This is a genomic window from Providencia rustigianii, from assembly GCF_900637755.1.
GTDB classification, from domain to species: Bacteria; Pseudomonadota; Gammaproteobacteria; order Enterobacterales; family Enterobacteriaceae; genus Providencia; species Providencia rustigianii.
Genome location: NZ_LR134396.1, coordinates 2,077,594 through 2,092,838, shown reverse-complemented (window position 1 = coordinate 2,092,838; position 15,245 = coordinate 2,077,594). Strand labels below are relative to the sequence as shown.

The following is a 15,245-nucleotide window of genomic DNA, read 5'->3' as shown; positions in this document are numbered from 1 at the left end:
TGAGCGGTTGAAAATAATTAAATAGTAAGGAAGAGCGATGCCTCGCCCAATTCGTGCGGTTATTCATTTACAAAGTTTAGAACATAATCTATCCGTGATTCGACAGAATATTGGGGCAGCAAAGATTTGGTCAGTACTTAAAGCAGATGCTTATGGACATGGCATTCATCGGGTTTGGCGTGGGCTGAAAAATACGGATGGATTTGCTGTTCTCGATTTACATGAAGCTATTTTATTACGTGAAGAAGGATGGGAAGGTCCTATATTGTTGCTGGAAGGTTTTTTCCAACAGGAAGATTTGCAGGTTATTGACCAGTATCAGCTGACAACGAGCGTTCATAGTCACTGGCAATTAACTGCGATTGAGCAAGCGACTCTCCATCAGCCATTATCCGTTTATATTAAGCTAAATAGCGGGATGAATCGTTTAGGATTTACTACGGAAGAATATGTGAGTGTTGTATCCAAATTACAAAGTATGGCGAATGTCAAAAATGTGACGTTAATGAGCCACTTTGCTAACTCAGATATACCTTCTGGAATAGAGCAACCATTGCAGAAAATTATGCAATTTGATGGCTTGCATTTGAATACGTGTATCGCTAACTCAGGTGCTGTTTTATGGCACAAAAATACGCATTATGATTGGGTCAGAGCTGGAATAGTGCTGTATGGTGCTTCACCTAGCGGTAAATGGTCGGATATTGAAAAGTATAATTTACAAGCTGCAATGTCTTTGCAATCAGAAATTATTGCTATTCATGAAATTCAAGCCGGTGAGTCAATAGGCTACGGTAGTAAGTTTACTACGACTAAACCGATGCGTATCGCAACAGTAGCCTGTGGATATGCGGATGGTTATCCACGACATGCTCCATCAGGTACACCCGTATGGTGCAATGGAATGCGTTGTTCATTATTAGGGGCTGTTTCTATGGATATGTTAACCATTGATATCAGTGATTGCCCAGACGCTAAATTAGGCTCTCTCGTTGAATTATGGGGACAAAATATCCCTGTAGATGACGTAGCTGAAGCAGCAGGTACAATCGGTTACGAATTATTATGCGCTCTTGCAAGGCGCGTCCCCATTGATTTTTAATCATAATTTATTATATAGATTGGTTATTAATTTGTAATCATTAATGAGAAAGATAGACAATTCACTGAATTTAGCTTTAAATGTGATGTATACAGCGAATTTGCGGTAAGCTTTCCGCGTAACACATAATTTTTGTCAAACCATCTAAAATTTTTAGGCTTAATTTAATATGTCCAAAACAATTAAAGTAACCACACTTGCTCTTGTTCTGAGTGCAATGTCTAGTGCTGCTATGGCAGGAACTTGGTCTGTTGGTGCATCTGTATTAGCACAAGCAACGCCGTATAAAGGAATTAAGTCCAGCGATTATTTAACGCCAGTTCCGATGGTTAACTATGAAAGTGAGGATTTTTACTTTCGTACCTTAGCGGTTGGATACTATTTATGGAACGACAAAGTCGATCAAATTTCTATCGATGCTTATTATTACCCTCAATTCTTCAAACCAAAAGAAAATGATAACGAATCCATGCGTAAACTGGATCGCCGTCGTGATACGGTGATGGGTGGATTTACCTATAAGCACAATGCGGACTGGGGTACATTAAGATTTATTGGTTCTGGTGATATGCTTGGTGTCAGTAAAGGCTTACGTGGTGAAGCCGCTTATTTATATTCATTCAAAAGCAATGGTTGGGCATTAACCCCAGGTATTGGTATTAAATGGGATAGCGAAAAGCAAAACCGTTATGAATACGGAGTTAGTTCTAAAGAATCGAGAAATAGCGGTTTAGCACGCTATCAGCCGGGCTCTAGTTGGACTCCATATGTTGAGTTATCAGGTAACTACCGTTTTGCTGATAATTGGACATTATTTGCGATGGGGCGTGTTGATAAATTATCAAACGAAGTGAAAGATAGCCCAATGGTTAACAAATCATATTCTGCAATTTTGTGGAGTGGTGTGACTTACACTTTCTAAGTTACGTTTAACAACGTTTCTTAAAATAAACCCCAATATGATTTTTCATTTTGGGGTTTTGTTTTTAGTCTTGGGGTCTATTTTCGCGACAAACCATCACTAAAGATAAACGTGCCGGATTTTGATCTTCTGATTTCATGGGATTATGGATGCGGGCAGTTTCTACGCATACCATCTGTTTATAGCCATTATTTGGCATATCTTGCATACTGCAAGAGAGTTCCGCCCATGGATTCCAGCAAACGACATCACTATGATGATAATGGTGGAGCTCAATCGTTCTTTCCCAACCATCATCGCGTAATAAGCTGTATTCCTCAGGTTCAGTATAGATACGGTCTACATGCTTATTGAATTTTAGTGGCTCTGAAGCATAAATTTCTCTGTCAGCAACTTTATCAATATAGTGCCCACCTAAGCCATACACAGTCGCTTTTTGAATATCACTAATATTGAAATAACTGTGTAAAGCTGCTGTCGCTTCAAAGTCACCATGGCTTTCTAACTCTAATTCACAAGTTTCCCCGAGCTTCATGCGTAAAATTAACGTAAATGCATGAGGCCACAGCTTACGAGTCGACTCGCTATCAGATAGCGTAAAGGTGAGGATCACGCCACAGTCATGTTCATTATGAGCGGTGAACTGCCAAGGTGAAATTCGAGCAAAGCCATGGCTAGGACTGCTTACAGGACCAAACCATGGCCAGCAAATTGGGATCCCGCCTCGAATTGCAATACCTTCTTGAAAGGCACTTTCTGGGCTTAGCCAAAGGCACGGTTTTTGACCTGAAGGTTGCCAATCAATTAATTGAGCTCCTTGCAAGCTGACAGCGCCGCGTACTTTCGGATGAGAAATAACAATAAGGGGTAATTCTCCAAGTTGGCGTTGGGTAATGTAAGGAGAAAGTTGCTTAATGACAGGTAAAGCAAAAATTTTATCATGCATAGTCTTGCGCCTGTAGTAATTGGTCTGTAGTCATGGCGATAGCTCAGTGGCTAGAGATAACAATATAACAAACTCACGATACTGCAAGTTGCATACAATTGAAGCTCTACACGCATCTTGGAGTATGTTGAGTCAGACTTCAATGGATACAAAAGAGCCGCCAAAAGGCGGCTCAGTCACACTAATAGCTTAACATTTCTTATTTAGAGATGTGCGCAATCAGGTCAAGAACTTTGTTAGAATAACCAGTTTCGTTGTCATACCAAGAAACCAGTTTAACAAAGTTGTCGTTCAGCGCGATACCTGCTTTAGCATCGAATACTGAAGTCAGTTTTTCGCCGTTGAAATCGGTAGATACAACGTCATCTTCAGTGTAGCCCAGAACGCCTTTCAGTTCGCCTTCAGCTGCTTCTTTAATAGAATCACAGATTTGTGCGTAAGTTGCTGGTTTAGCCAGACGTACAGTCAGGTCAACAACAGAAACGTTTGGAGTTGGAACACGGAAAGACATACCAGTCAATTTACCGTTCAGCTCAGGGATAACTTTACCAACTGCTTTAGCCGCACCAGTTGAAGATGGGATGATGTTTTGAGAAGCACCACGACCACCACGCCAGTCTTTGTGAGAAGGACCATCAACAGTTTTTTGAGTAGCTGTCGTTGCGTGAACTGTTGTCATCAGACCTTCAACGATACCGAATTTGTCGTTGATAACTTTAGCCAGTGGAGCCAAGCAGTTAGTTGTGCAAGATGCGTTAGAAACGATTTCTTGACCTGCGTAAGCTTTATGGTTAACACCCATAACGAACATTGGGGTGTCATCTTTAGAAGGACCAGTTAATACAACTTTTTTCGCGCCTGCTTCGATGTGTTTACGAGCAGTTTCGTCAGTTAGGAAGATACCTGTTGCTTCAGCAACAACATCAACACCGACTTCGTTCCACTTCAGGTTTGCAGGATCTCTTTCTGCTGTAACACGGATTTTTTTACCGTTAACAACCAAGTGACCATCTTTAACTTCAACAGTACCGTTGAAACGACCGTGAGTTGAGTCATATTTCAGCATGTAAGCCATGTATTCTGCGTCGAGCAGGTCGTTGATAGCAACGATTTCGATGTCAGAACGCTCTTGTGCAGCACGGAAAACGATACGGCCAATACGACCAAAACCATTAATACCTACTTTGATAGTCATAGTATTTCCACCAGCTATTTATTCGTGAATTAAGTTGTAGTTAAAGTTACCAAAACCTTGCCAGCCGTCAAGCGGAATCGTGTCAATTATTGAAAAAAATCAATTCTGAAACCACTATCTGCATATTTGTCAGACACTTCAGCAGCAAATCTAGTCGCACGTATTATCGGGATTGTTCAGCATAATGAAACCATCCATCAGTGATATATGTGAGGAATGTCACAAATCAAAACGTAAAGTTCTAACCTTAATAGTCTAGAATAGTTTTCCTCAAAGTGTTGTTAAGTTTTTGTTGCTTGAAATTGGCGTATTATGGCTTTAGTAGGAATCTTGTTCAAAAAAGTATAGGTAATCAATGTCTAGTAAAAATAAACAAACTATTGATTTGTCAAAGCTTAACCAAATCCAACTGCATGTTACACAGCAGGCCGGTACGGAACCTCCTTTTAGTGGTCAATTATTGCATAACCGTAAAGAGGGTGTGTACGAATGCCTATGTTGTGGCACCCCTTTGTTTCTCTCTGATACTAAATTTGATGCGGGTTGCGGCTGGCCAAGTTTTTATCAGCCTATTACAGAAAGTTCGATAAAATTTATCGAAGATTTTTCTCATGGAATGCATCGAATTGAAGTCCGTTGTGAACACTGTAATGCGCATTTAGGACATGTATTTCCCGATGGGCCACAACCAACTGGTCAGCGTTACTGCATTAATTCAGCATCGTTAAGCTTTACCGATGATGAAACCGGTGAAAAGACTGAAGGATAGGGTGCTGAAGTTTGCTGAATAGAAATATACTGTTTATAAAAACGATTCAGCTAAGGCGTTGGTTTAACTATTCAGAATAAAAATAATGATTATTATTTTGTTTAATTGATTTTGTGAGGCGTTAACGTGAGCGTAGAAATGGATGAGCAACAAATAGAGCACTTACTGTCTGTCATGACGCCTGAAATTTATCAGCGTTTAGTCACTGCGGTGGAATTAGGTAAATGGCCTGATGGTGTGGTACTCACACCGGAGCAGAAAGAAAACACATTGCAGATGGTGATGTTGTGGCAATCTCGTCATAATCATGATCCAGAGCATATGACCGTCGGTACTGATGGTCAAATCACCATGAAGAGCAAACAAGAGTTAAAATCCCTATTTCAGGGAGATAGACTCGCAACACTCAAACCACAAGAAAATGATTAAGTTCTCTATTTTCCCCGCTGATTTAGCGGGGATGAACCATCTTATAGTGCATTGATATTGATAAGCTTTGCGCCCGCAGTTTGCATTTCAGCTAGTGCATTATCGCTATCCTCAGCATCTAAATTGACGCCGCGGCAACCCTCAGCGAGTACATCTACTCGATAGCCAAGTTTTAATGCATCCAACACCGTAAATTTAACGCAATAGTCCGTTGCAATCCCAAGAATAATTAAATGGTCAATCTGTTGTTGCTGTAGCCAATTATGTAGCTGAGTTTGGCTCACATGGTCATTGTCAAAAAAAGCACTGTAACTATCGACCTGCGGATTTTCCCCTTTGGTGAATACCGCTTGGATAGCATTGATATTGAGCTCAGCATGAAAATCTGCACCATGGGTACCTTGAACACAGTGGACAGGCCACCAGACTTGAGGGTGCCCATTTAGCTGCCCAAGGGTTCCGACGGGCTGACCAGAATTACTGGCAAAGCTTAAATGATCAACTGGATGCCAATCTTGACTGGCGATCACGACAATATCTTTTTGCTGACAAATATCAATTACTTGGTTGGCAATGTGAATCACATGTTCACTCTGTTTGACAGCCAGTGCGCCACCAGTACAAAAATCATTCTGTAAATCGACTAATAGTAAGGCGGATTTCATTATTTCCTCAATTTATTTATCTGGCTATTCATCTGTATAGCTCAGTTCACCTCGAAGATTATTTTGCATTAACTCACGAATATGCTCAGAAGTGTAATCTTGGCTGAGTAAATAATGTAATTTACTTAAAGCGGCTTCAAATGTCATGTCGTAGCCACTGATAACACCCGCTTCGGCTAAAGCATGACCCGTTGCATAGCCTTCCATATTTACCCGTCCAGAAATACATTGGGTTAGATTGACGACAATAATGCCTCGGGAAGTGGCGTCACGGAGGATACGTAATAATTCAGGTTGCTGAGGAGCATTTCCGACGCCATAAGAACGTAGAATTAGCGCCTTAACGGGTTGCTGTAAGATATTTCTAACGATCTCAATAGATAAGCCCGGATATAACGTGACCACCCCAATAGGCTGAGGCGTAATTTGATGCGTGATTAACTCACCAATACCAATCGGTGCAGGGCATGTGTTGAACGTACGTATATGAATCCCAGCCTCCATGAGTGGAGGGCAGTTTGGTGAGGTGAAGGCCTCAAAACCATCTGCATGAGCTTTAACGGTACGATTGCCACGGTACAGCTTGTTATTAAAAAATAAGCCAACTTCATTAATCGGGTAATTTGCAGCTAAGTAGAGCGCATTCAGCAGATTGGTTTGACCATCGGAACGCAAAGCTTCCAAGGGTATTTGTGACCCTGTCACAATAATAGGTTTCTTCAGATTTTCAAACATGAAAGAGAGTGCTGAAGCAGTAAACGCCATGGTATCGGTACCATGTAAGATCACAAACCCATCATATTGATGGTAATTTTCGCTGATATCATTGGCAATATTTTGCCAATCTTCAGGCGTAATATCAGAAGAGTCGATTAAGGGATGGTGTTCACGGATGGTGAATGTCGGCATTTCTGGGCGATGGAATTCTGGCATTTGTGCCAATTGAGCCTGTAAGTGACCAGAAACGGGGATATAGCCTTGTGGTGAGTGGCGCATCCCAATGGTGCCCCCAGTATAGACGACATAAATCGATTTCTTCTGCATTGCTTTACCTAATGATGACAGATGAAGTTCTGTGTATTAATAATTTGGATTATAAGGATTTTGGCTTATTTGAAGGTGATAATCTATGGCTAAAACAATATTTTGCAGATTGATGTTGTGGCAAGAGGGATTTACATGAGTGGAATTCCCCTCTAATTCGAGATTAGAGGGGAACGGTGATCAGTTAATATCGGCGCAGTTTAGGCAAAATGCGTAACGATTTTGAGGATCATTCATTTTTAAGAAAAATTGTGCTTGCTGGCGAATGTCAGTCGCAACAGCTGGTGGTAAGAAACTTTGCAGTACATCCGGCATCATCACTTGAACATTATTGGACAATTCAAGAATTAATTGGTCCATAAATGAGAGCTCAGGTTGCATCCAGTCCAGTTCAATGGAATCAACTTTAGCCAGTTCAGCTGCTTTATTTACGGCATCGTCAAAATCACCAAGTTTATCAACTAAGCCAATGTTTAATGCATCTTGACCCGTCCATACACGGCCTTGAGCAATTTTATCAATTTCTGCTGGTGTCTTATTGCGGGACTTAGCAACTAAGCCAATGAATGTTTCATAACCATTTTCGATGGTAATTTGCATCATATCAGCGAATTCTGGACTGATTCCTTTGGTGAGAGAAATATCGGCTAAGGGTGATGTTGAAACACCATCAGTATATACACCAATAGATTCTAGTGAATTCTCAAAGGTATTAATAACTCCGAAGATGCCGATAGAACCCGTTAACGTGCTTGGACTTGCAATGATGTAGTCTGCAGGTGTCGAGATCCAATAACCACCTGATGCCGCCATACCGCCCATGGAAACTACCACAGGCTTACCTGAGGCTTTGGCGGCTGCCAGTTCATTACGGAGCAGATCTGAAGCGCTGACGCTTCCTCCAGGACTATTGACCCGCAATACGATGGCTTTGATATCGTCGTTTAATCGTGCATCACGAATTTGAGCTGCGATGGTTTCTCCCCCAGCAATTCCCGGAGTTTGAGGGCCATCCATAATTGCCCCTTGAACCACGATGACAGCAATATTTCCCGCAGCATTGCTAGTTTCGGCAATTTTACTGGAGTAGTCATAGATGCTAATGCTGTTAAACGTTTTATCTTCTTTGTTCCATCCAAAATGCTTAGACAAAATATCTTCAGACTGTTCACGTGTATAAATTTTATCCACGAGTTTCTGCTGTAAAGCATATTGCGCGCTGTCTCCCTTAACGGCACGAAGCTGAGTGATTAACTGTTCTGCACCCGGGAAAATTTCGACGGGCTTAGTTTGGCGGTTATCCGCAAGGGCTTTTAAATAATTATCCCAAAGAGTATTTAGCCAAAGAAGGTTGGCTTCACGCGCTTCTGGTGACATATTATCGCGCATCATGGGTTCTACGGCTGATTTATAAGTTCCCACGCGGAACACATGGCTACTGACTTTTAACTTTTCTAATAAGGATTTGTAATACAGTGTATTCGTTGAGAAACCATACACACCGACATTACCGTGTGGTGCAATGAAAACATCATCAGCAAAACTAGCAAGATAATATTGTGATTGGCTATAACTATCACCGACGGCATAGACGGGTTTACCAGAGGCTTTAAACTGTTCAATTGCTTTTCCAATATAAGCAATTGACGGCTGATCTGCGCCAGCAAGGTTATCTAAGCGCAGTACCATGCCAGTGATGCGATCATCATCTGCAGCGGTACGGATCGTATCCACAATATCAAATAGAGAATTCTCCTGCATGAGGTTGTTGGATGTACCAAGTAGCTCACGGCTCATGCGACCAAAAGGATCTGGAGAGGAAACCTGATCAACCACAACTCCTTGAAGGTCGACAACAAGAGCACCAAAATAATTTTTTTCTGGTTTATCCTCAGATTGAAGTAGGGAGTAGGAACCAATAACTACAAATACCAATACAAAGAAAATGACATTAAAAATCAGTTCCCGAATAAAGTTGATCGCTCGCCAGCTAAATTTAAATATAGTGGCGAAGATGTCCCAGAGTTGTCGCATTTTATCTCCAGTTGAAGGATATTCATCATAGTTTGCATCATCGGCATGACACACGAATAATTTAGAATATCATCTAATTAATTACTGATTAATACTTAAATTAACCAATAGATTCATTCCTATACAATTGTTCACTAATGTAATACAGGATTATTCATAACAAAACCGTTATGAGCGAGGTACAATGGGTGAATGATATTTTTCACTCGTTGGAAATGATATAATTCAATGAATTAATCCTACTAATGAGCCATACTCTGTTGATTAATAAATATGATTAGTACGCTAAGTTCGATTTCATATCATCAACAAAAGTAATCATTTTAATGGATAATAATTCTGTTCTGCTGATTGCTACATCAGCTTACTCTTAATCGGAGACCAATATGGATGCTTTAACGCTTTTGTTGAACCGCCGTTCAGCTTCAAGGCTGACTACCCCAGCACCGCAAGGTGAGCAATTAGATAATATTTTAGCGGCAGGGATGCGAGCACCTGACCATGGGGCTCTGAAACCATGGCATTTTATCGTCATGCAGGGTGAAGGAATCAAGCGTTTTAGTCAATTACTTGAGAAAGCGGCAATTGAAGGTAAGCTTGGTGAAGAAGTTGAAGAAAAAGCACGTAATGCGCCTTTCCGTGCCCCGCTGATTATCACCGTTATCGCCAAAGTTACTGACCATCCTAAAGTTCCTCAATGGGAACAAATTGTCGCAGCAAGCTGTACAGTACAAGCTATGCAAATGGCCGCGGTAGCTCAAGGATTTGGTGGTATCTGGCGTTCAGGCTCTTGGACTGAAGATGCCGTGGTTCGTGAAGGGCTTGGCTGCGAAGAAAATGACCACATTGTTGGCTTCCTTTATCTGGGAACTCCTGAATTAAAAGCGCCATCTAAAGTTCAGTTACCAGATATGAATGGATTTGTGACGCATTTCTAAAGAGATACAACATGACAGAAAAAATTAGATTGACCCAATACAGCCATGGTGCCGGCTGTGGATGTAAAATCGCGCCAAAAGTGTTAGAGCAAATCCTGCATTCAGAACTCGCTAAATTCCATGACCCGCACTTGTTAGTGGGAAATGAAACCAAAGATGATGCCGCGGTTTATGATCTTGGTAATGGTATTGGTATCATCAGTACGACTGATTTTTTTATGCCAATTGTTGATGACCCATTTGAATTTGGGCGTATTGCCGCGACTAATGCGATCAGCGATATTTTTGCTATGGGCGGAAAACCGATTATGGCGATTGCTATTTTAGGCTGGCCAATTGCTAAATTGCCGCCTGAAGTTGCACGTGAAGTCATTGAGGGTGGACGAGCTGCCTGTGCTGATGCAGGAATATCATTAGCCGGAGGACACTCCATCGATACTCTAGAACCTATTTTTGGTCTGGCAGTTACCGGAGTAGTCAATACCGATTTTGTGAAGAAAAATAGTGCTGCAACCGCAGGCTGCGAACTGTTTTTAACCAAACCACTGGGCATTGGTGTATTAACAACAGCGGAGAAAAAAGGCCTTTTACTGCCTGAACATCAGCATCTTGCCGCAGAAATCATGTGCCAAATGAATAAGTTGGGTGCGGTTGTTGCTCCTCTTGATGGCGTTACTGCAATGACTGATGTGACTGGATTTGGTCTTTTAGGTCACTTAAGTGAGATCTGTGAAGGATCCGGTGTACGCGCTGAGATTTACTTCAGTCAAGTCCCTAAACTTGCGGATGTTGAAAAGTATATTGAAGCAGGTTGTGTACCCGGTGGGACACAACGTAATTTTGATAGCTACGGGCATCTCATCGCACCAATGACAGATATGCAGCGTAAGTTACTGTGTGATCCTCAAACCTCAGGTGGACTGCTAATTGCCGTAAAACCAACGGAAGTCTCTAAAATTAAAGACATTGCACAGCAGCAAGGTGTTTTGTTACAGTCTGTCGGTAAATTATTACCTCCACAGGACAATGTGCCTTTAATTGAAGTGATAGATTAATCTATGCGTTTGTTTATTGCGGAAAAGCCCAGCCTCGCGCGGGCAATTGCGGATGTACTGCCAAAACCTCATCGTCGGGGGGATGGCTTTATTCAATGTGGTGATGACCAAATGGTGACTTGGTGCATTGGACATCTATTAGAACAAGCTGAACCGGATGCTTATGATCCGCGTTATGCGCGTTGGAATCTGCAAGATTTGCCTATTATTCCCGAAAAATGGCAGCTAAAGCCGCGCTCCGCAGTAACCAAACAATTGAAAACGATTGATACGTTACTAAAACAAGCCTCTGAAGTTGTTCACGCAGGAGACCCCGATAGAGAAGGGCAACTGCTGGTGGATGAGGTCTTGGATTACTTTAATCTTCCTTCTGATAAACGTAAGAATGTAAAACGTTGTTTAATTAACGATTTAAATCCGCAGGCCGTTGAGCGTGCGATCGAGCGCTTACGTGAGAATCGTGAGTTTATTCCGCTTTGTGTTTCGGCGTTGGCACGAGCTCGCGCTGATTGGTTATATGGTATTAATATGACCCGCGCCTATACTTTATTAGGGCAACGAGGCGGTTACCAAGGGGTTCTTTCTGTAGGGCGAGTTCAAACGCCAGTATTAGGGTTGGTGGTTAGGCGCGATGAAGAGATAGAACACTTTGTTGCGAAAGATTATTTTGAAGTGAAAGCTCATATTGTTACTCCGCAAGATGAGCACTTTGTAGCGACATGGCAGCCGAGTGAATCCTGTATAGATTTTCAAGATGAGGAAGGACGCTTAATTCATCGTCCTCTCGCTGAGCATGTGGTTTCCCGGATCACTGGGAAACCCGCATTAGTCACTCAATACCAAGATAAGCGTGAATCTGAAGTGGCGCCATTGCCATTTTCATTATCCGCACTTCAAATTGAGGCAGCCAAAAAGTATGGTTTGAGCGCTCAAGAAGTTTTGGATATCTGCCAAAAGCTCTATGAAACCCATAAGCTCATTACCTATCCCCGTTCGGATAGCCGCTATCTACCTGATGAACACTTTGCCGGTCGTCACGCAGTATTAAATGCGATTGCAGTTCACCAACCAGAACTCACTGAATTTGAGTTACCTGAATTAGATAAGAAAAATCGATGCTGGGATGATAAAAAGGTGGATGCGCACCATGCCATCATTCCCACGGCTAAATCCAGCTCTGTTCGTCTTACAGAGAATGAAAGTAACGTTTATCAGTTGGTTGCTCGCCAATATATTATTCAATTTATGGCTGATGCTGTTTATCGTAAATGCACTATTGATTTAGATATTGAGAACGGTAAGTTTAATGCGAAGGCTCGATTCCTTGCAGAGGCTGGTTGGCGTGTGGTTTTAGGGGGCAAAGAACGTGATGCCGAAAACGACGGTATGCCACTACCTGTCGTCAAAAAGGGGGATGAGCTGTTATGTGAAAAGGGGGAAGTGATTGAAAGACAAACTCAACCTCCGCGTCCATTCACAGATGCAACCTTATTATCAGCGATGACCGGAATTGCCAGATTTGTCCAAGATAAAGCATTAAAAAAAGTATTACGTGAAACGGATGGATTAGGCACTGAAGCGACAAGAGCAGGGATTATCGATCTTTTATTTAAGCGACAATTTCTCTTTAAGAAAGGGCGTTATATTCACGCTTCTCCTGCTGGGCGAGCACTTATTCACGTTTTACCTGATATGGCAACATTACCCGATATGACTGCTCACTGGGAATCTCGGTTGACTCAAATTAGTGAAAAGCAGACACGCTACGATGATTTTATGCAGCCATTAAGCCAAACTTTAGTGGAGCTAATCCATCAGGCTCGACAGTATACTAACTTGCGTGCATTCAGAGAACTACCGCCAGCACCAAACGCTAAAGGCGCTAAAAAAGGGACGAAAAAATCAGTTAGTGCAGGGAAAACAAAAAAATCGAACCAGTCAGCGAGCTGAATATATAAAAAGGAGCTAATGATTAGCTCCTGCTCAATTTAAGTATAAATAATGAATAATTTAGGCTTTTGTTAAATCAAATTCAGCCCAAACAGGGGCGTGGTCAGAGGGTTTCTCCATCCCGCGAATTTCAAGATCGATTCCAGTAGCCGTGCACCGGCTTGCTAATTTCTTAGAAGCGAGTAACAAGTCAATACGCAGACCACGATTGTCATCAAAGCCTTTAGATCGATAGTCAAACCATGAATAGCTGTCAGTCGTGTCAGGATGTTGTTCACGATATGTATCGACCAAACCCCAATCAAGTAATCTCGCTAGCCATTCACGCTCTTCAGGTAAGAAAGAACATTTTCCTGTTTTTAACCAACGCTTACGGTTGACTTCACCAATACCAATATCCAGATCTGTTGGGCTGATATTCATGTCACCCATAATTAGCAGTTGTGACTCTGGAGTTTGAGTCGATGTTACATAGTCTTGCAAATCTTGATAAAATTTTTGTTTTGCAGGAAATTTTGTTGGGTGATCTCGGCTTTCTCCTTGAGGGAAGTAGCCATTTACGACAGTTAATAACCCTTGATTGGTTTGGATATCAGCCATAATGATTCGACGTTGTGCATCTTCGTCATCATTAGGAAAACCTTTTCTAACGGCAATAGGTTCATTTTTAAGTAACAATGCCACACCATAGTGAGCTTTCTGTCCGTGATAAAAAACATGGTAGCCTAATTTACTCACTTCATCGTACGGGAACATATCATCGTGCACTTTAGTTTCCTGTAGTCCAATGACTTCAGGTTGGTGCTTTTCAATGATAGCTGCCAGTTGATGAGGACGAGCTCGCAGTCCATTAATATTGAACGAAATAAATTTCATGGTTATTTATCACCCATTGATTAGACATAACTGAAGTGATTCTATCAGATGCTACCTATAGTGTAACTATTAAATATATTTTGATTATAATTTATTAGTCTGTTTTAAATTATCTAATTAATAAATTAATGGTTCTTAATTAAAAAATAATTGTTTAAATTATAATTTTAATGCTTTAATTTAATTTAAAGTCAATTGGTTATTTATATTTTAATATGATTTAATGGTAGAGCAATAAAAAATAATTAAATGAAACAGTATAATATATTGCTTTGCTATGTAGGAAATTATAAAAATACTTTTATGAAATATTGTTACTCATCAAATGAAAAAAACGCATTTAATTTTTATTTGATGTTAGAGATTATGGGTCAATCAACATGTTATTACTTAAAAATAATCATGATGGTTTACGTTTCAATAAATAGAATGGGGTCATAGATATGTTCTTTTCAAGAAAATTAGAGGCGTTTATGGCAGTTGTTGAGAATGGCTCGTTAAGCAAGGCTGCAAGGGTGATGAACCGCACGACACCTCCCATCGCAAAATCGATAAAAGACTTTGAAACGAGTCTGGGTAAGCGACTTTTTAAGAGAGAAAAATTTGGAATGACATTAACTAAAGATGGTCAGGAACTTTATAATGATCTCAGGGATCTCTACTTGCAGGAGAAAGAAATAACGAAAAAACATTTCTCTGGTTATATTGTTAATGAGGCGAATATTTATTATGACTGGGGTAAAGAAAATCATTTAATAAATTTATATCAAGCAGCACATAAAAATAATGTACAAGTTAATATATTAAGGTTTAACTATGATGAAGTAGATGAAATTGTTGATTATGATGGTAATACTTTAATTTTAAGTTCTGAATTAGTCATCAGTGAGAGATTTTCATTACAAAAAAAAATCGAAAACTCACCATTGGGTATTTATTGTAGAAAAGAATTATATGAAAAATTTAATCATGATGTGAAGACATTACTGCAACAGAGTACATGGCTATGTGACCCATCATTTTATAAAAGTACATTAATGAGTGATTTGCTTACGAAAGTAGAAGCGATAAACAGTAAATCCAGTATCCGACAGATGGACAATATTGGTTGTTGCCAGAGTTTTATTCAGGATGGGGATTTTATTGGGATTATCGACCACTATCCAGAAGATGAATTGGTGGATAAGTCTCTGATCTATGTATCGCTTAATGGGCTTTTAGAGAGAAGCGATTGTTATATTTATAAATCTAAATCACATTCTAGTGTTTTAAATCGATTTATGGGAGTTGTAGACAAACTAGGAGTCGAAAACATCTAGA

General features: G+C 40.6%; 14 protein-coding genes. 8 read left to right on the top strand and 6 right to left on the bottom strand.

Going from position 1 to position 15,245, the window contains the following annotated elements:
- Positions 1 to 37: 37 nt before the first annotated feature.
- Together alr and EL244_RS09690 are read left to right on the top strand one after the other, a co-directional pair.
- Entirely contained in the window at positions 38 to 1,102 is a 1,065-nt protein-coding gene (alr, locus tag EL244_RS09695) for an alanine racemase (protein ID WP_126460565.1), read from the top strand.
- Positions 1,103 to 1,271: 169 nt separating this feature from the next.
- On the top strand, positions 1,272 to 2,024 hold the full coding sequence (locus EL244_RS09690; RefSeq protein WP_006812868.1) for a MipA/OmpV family protein: 753 nt from the start codon (positions 1,272 to 1,274) through the stop codon (positions 2,022 to 2,024).
- 64 nt (positions 2,025 to 2,088) lie between these two features.
- Here EL244_RS09690 and EL244_RS09685 read toward each other — a convergent pair whose 3' ends face one another.
- Both EL244_RS09685 and gapA read right to left on the bottom strand, forming a co-directional pair.
- Entirely contained in the window at positions 2,089 to 2,970 is an 882-nt protein-coding gene (locus tag EL244_RS09685; RefSeq protein WP_006812869.1) for a D-hexose-6-phosphate mutarotase, read from the bottom strand.
- Positions 2,971 to 3,169: 199 nt separating this feature from the next.
- Positions 3,170 to 4,165 (bottom strand): glyceraldehyde-3-phosphate dehydrogenase, encoded by a 996-nt coding sequence (gene gapA, locus EL244_RS09680; protein ID WP_006812870.1) that lies wholly within the window; start codon positions 4,163 to 4,165, stop codon positions 3,170 to 3,172.
- 355 nt (positions 4,166 to 4,520) lie between these two features.
- On the opposite strand from gapA, the gene msrB reads away from it, so the two are divergent.
- Together msrB and EL244_RS09670 are read left to right on the top strand one after the other, a co-directional pair.
- Positions 4,521 to 4,934, top strand: coding sequence for a peptide-methionine (R)-S-oxide reductase MsrB (gene msrB, locus EL244_RS09675; RefSeq protein WP_126460562.1), 414 nt, complete (start codon positions 4,521 to 4,523; stop codon positions 4,932 to 4,934).
- Between the two features lie 138 nt (positions 4,935 to 5,072).
- Positions 5,073 to 5,363: a YeaC family protein gene (locus EL244_RS09670; protein ID WP_006812872.1), complete on the top strand. Its 291-nt coding sequence runs from the start codon at positions 5,073 to 5,075 to the stop codon at positions 5,361 to 5,363.
- Positions 5,364 to 5,404: 41 nt separating this feature from the next.
- On the opposite strand, the gene pncA is transcribed toward EL244_RS09670, so the two are convergent.
- The 3 genes from pncA to sppA form a co-directional block, all read right to left on the bottom strand.
- The gene (pncA, locus tag EL244_RS09665) at positions 5,405 to 6,028 is read right to left on the bottom strand and encodes a bifunctional nicotinamidase/pyrazinamidase (protein WP_126460559.1); all 624 of its coding nucleotides are present in this window, start codon (positions 6,026 to 6,028) and stop codon (positions 5,405 to 5,407) included.
- A 24-nt stretch (positions 6,029 to 6,052) separates the two neighbouring features.
- The gene (gene ansA, locus EL244_RS09660) at positions 6,053 to 7,072 is read right to left on the bottom strand and encodes an asparaginase (RefSeq protein ID WP_126460557.1); all 1,020 of its coding nucleotides are present in this window, start codon (positions 7,070 to 7,072) and stop codon (positions 6,053 to 6,055) included.
- A 180-nt stretch (positions 7,073 to 7,252) separates the two neighbouring features.
- Positions 7,253 to 9,106, bottom strand: coding sequence for a signal peptide peptidase SppA (gene sppA / locus EL244_RS09655; RefSeq protein ID WP_126460554.1), 1,854 nt, complete (start codon positions 9,104 to 9,106; stop codon positions 7,253 to 7,255).
- 386 nt (positions 9,107 to 9,492) lie between these two features.
- Between sppA and EL244_RS09650 the strand changes: the two genes are divergently transcribed.
- Genes EL244_RS09650 through EL244_RS09640 form a run of 3 tightly spaced genes read left to right on the top strand, consistent with a single transcriptional unit; the run spans position 9,493 to position 13,049 of the window.
- Positions 9,493 to 10,044, top strand: a complete 552-nt coding sequence (locus EL244_RS09650) for an NAD(P)H nitroreductase (protein ID WP_006812876.1) — start codon at positions 9,493 to 9,495, stop codon at positions 10,042 to 10,044.
- An 11-nt stretch (positions 10,045 to 10,055) separates the two neighbouring features.
- Positions 10,056 to 11,099 carry a selenide, water dikinase SelD gene (gene selD / locus EL244_RS09645; RefSeq protein WP_126460551.1) on the top strand — a complete coding sequence of 348 codons (1,044 nt, stop codon included), beginning with the start codon at positions 10,056 to 10,058 and terminating at the stop codon, positions 11,097 to 11,099.
- 3 nt (positions 11,100 to 11,102) lie between these two features.
- Positions 11,103 to 13,049 (top strand): DNA topoisomerase III, encoded by a 1,947-nt coding sequence (locus tag EL244_RS09640; protein WP_126460548.1) that lies wholly within the window; start codon positions 11,103 to 11,105, stop codon positions 13,047 to 13,049.
- A gap of 60 nt (positions 13,050 to 13,109) precedes the next feature.
- On the opposite strand, the gene xthA is transcribed toward EL244_RS09640, so the two are convergent.
- Positions 13,110 to 13,925 (bottom strand): exodeoxyribonuclease III, encoded by an 816-nt coding sequence (gene xthA, locus EL244_RS09635; protein WP_006812879.1) that lies wholly within the window; start codon positions 13,923 to 13,925, stop codon positions 13,110 to 13,112.
- A 443-nt stretch (positions 13,926 to 14,368) separates the two neighbouring features.
- Here xthA and EL244_RS09630 point away from each other — a divergent pair, with 443 nt between their 5' ends.
- Positions 14,369 to 15,244 carry a LysR family transcriptional regulator gene (locus EL244_RS09630; protein ID WP_006812881.1) on the top strand — a complete coding sequence of 292 codons (876 nt, stop codon included), beginning with the start codon at positions 14,369 to 14,371 and terminating at the stop codon, positions 15,242 to 15,244.
- Position 15,245 lies beyond the last annotated feature (1 nt).

What these genes read in the sequence shown, in the direction of transcription:
- alr (WP_126460565.1), top strand. Translation starts at nt 38, where the DNA reads ATGCCTCGCCCAATTCGTGCGGTTATTCATTTACAAAGTTTAGAACAT.
- EL244_RS09690 (WP_006812868.1), top strand. Translation starts at nt 1,272, where the DNA reads ATGTCCAAAACAATTAAAGTAACCACACTTGCTCTTGTTCTGAGTGCA.
- EL244_RS09685 (WP_006812869.1), bottom strand. Translation starts at nt 2,970, where the DNA reads ATGCATGATAAAATTTTTGCTTTACCTGTCATTAAGCAACTTTCTCCT.
- gapA (WP_006812870.1), bottom strand. Translation starts at nt 4,165, where the DNA reads ATGACTATCAAAGTAGGTATTAATGGTTTTGGTCGTATTGGCCGTATC.
- msrB (WP_126460562.1), top strand. Translation starts at nt 4,521, where the DNA reads ATGTCTAGTAAAAATAAACAAACTATTGATTTGTCAAAGCTTAACCAA.
- EL244_RS09670 (WP_006812872.1), top strand. Translation starts at nt 5,073, where the DNA reads ATGGATGAGCAACAAATAGAGCACTTACTGTCTGTCATGACGCCTGAA.
- pncA (WP_126460559.1), bottom strand. Translation starts at nt 6,028, where the DNA reads ATGAAATCCGCCTTACTATTAGTCGATTTACAGAATGATTTTTGTACT.
- ansA (WP_126460557.1), bottom strand. Translation starts at nt 7,072, where the DNA reads ATGCAGAAGAAATCGATTTATGTCGTCTATACTGGGGGCACCATTGGG.
- sppA (WP_126460554.1), bottom strand. Translation starts at nt 9,106, where the DNA reads ATGCGACAACTCTGGGACATCTTCGCCACTATATTTAAATTTAGCTGG.
- EL244_RS09650 (WP_006812876.1), top strand. Translation starts at nt 9,493, where the DNA reads ATGGATGCTTTAACGCTTTTGTTGAACCGCCGTTCAGCTTCAAGGCTG.
- selD (WP_126460551.1), top strand. Translation starts at nt 10,056, where the DNA reads ATGACAGAAAAAATTAGATTGACCCAATACAGCCATGGTGCCGGCTGT.
- EL244_RS09640 (WP_126460548.1), top strand. Translation starts at nt 11,103, where the DNA reads ATGCGTTTGTTTATTGCGGAAAAGCCCAGCCTCGCGCGGGCAATTGCG.
- xthA (WP_006812879.1), bottom strand. Translation starts at nt 13,925, where the DNA reads ATGAAATTTATTTCGTTCAATATTAATGGACTGCGAGCTCGTCCTCAT.
- EL244_RS09630 (WP_006812881.1), top strand. Translation starts at nt 14,369, where the DNA reads ATGTTCTTTTCAAGAAAATTAGAGGCGTTTATGGCAGTTGTTGAGAAT.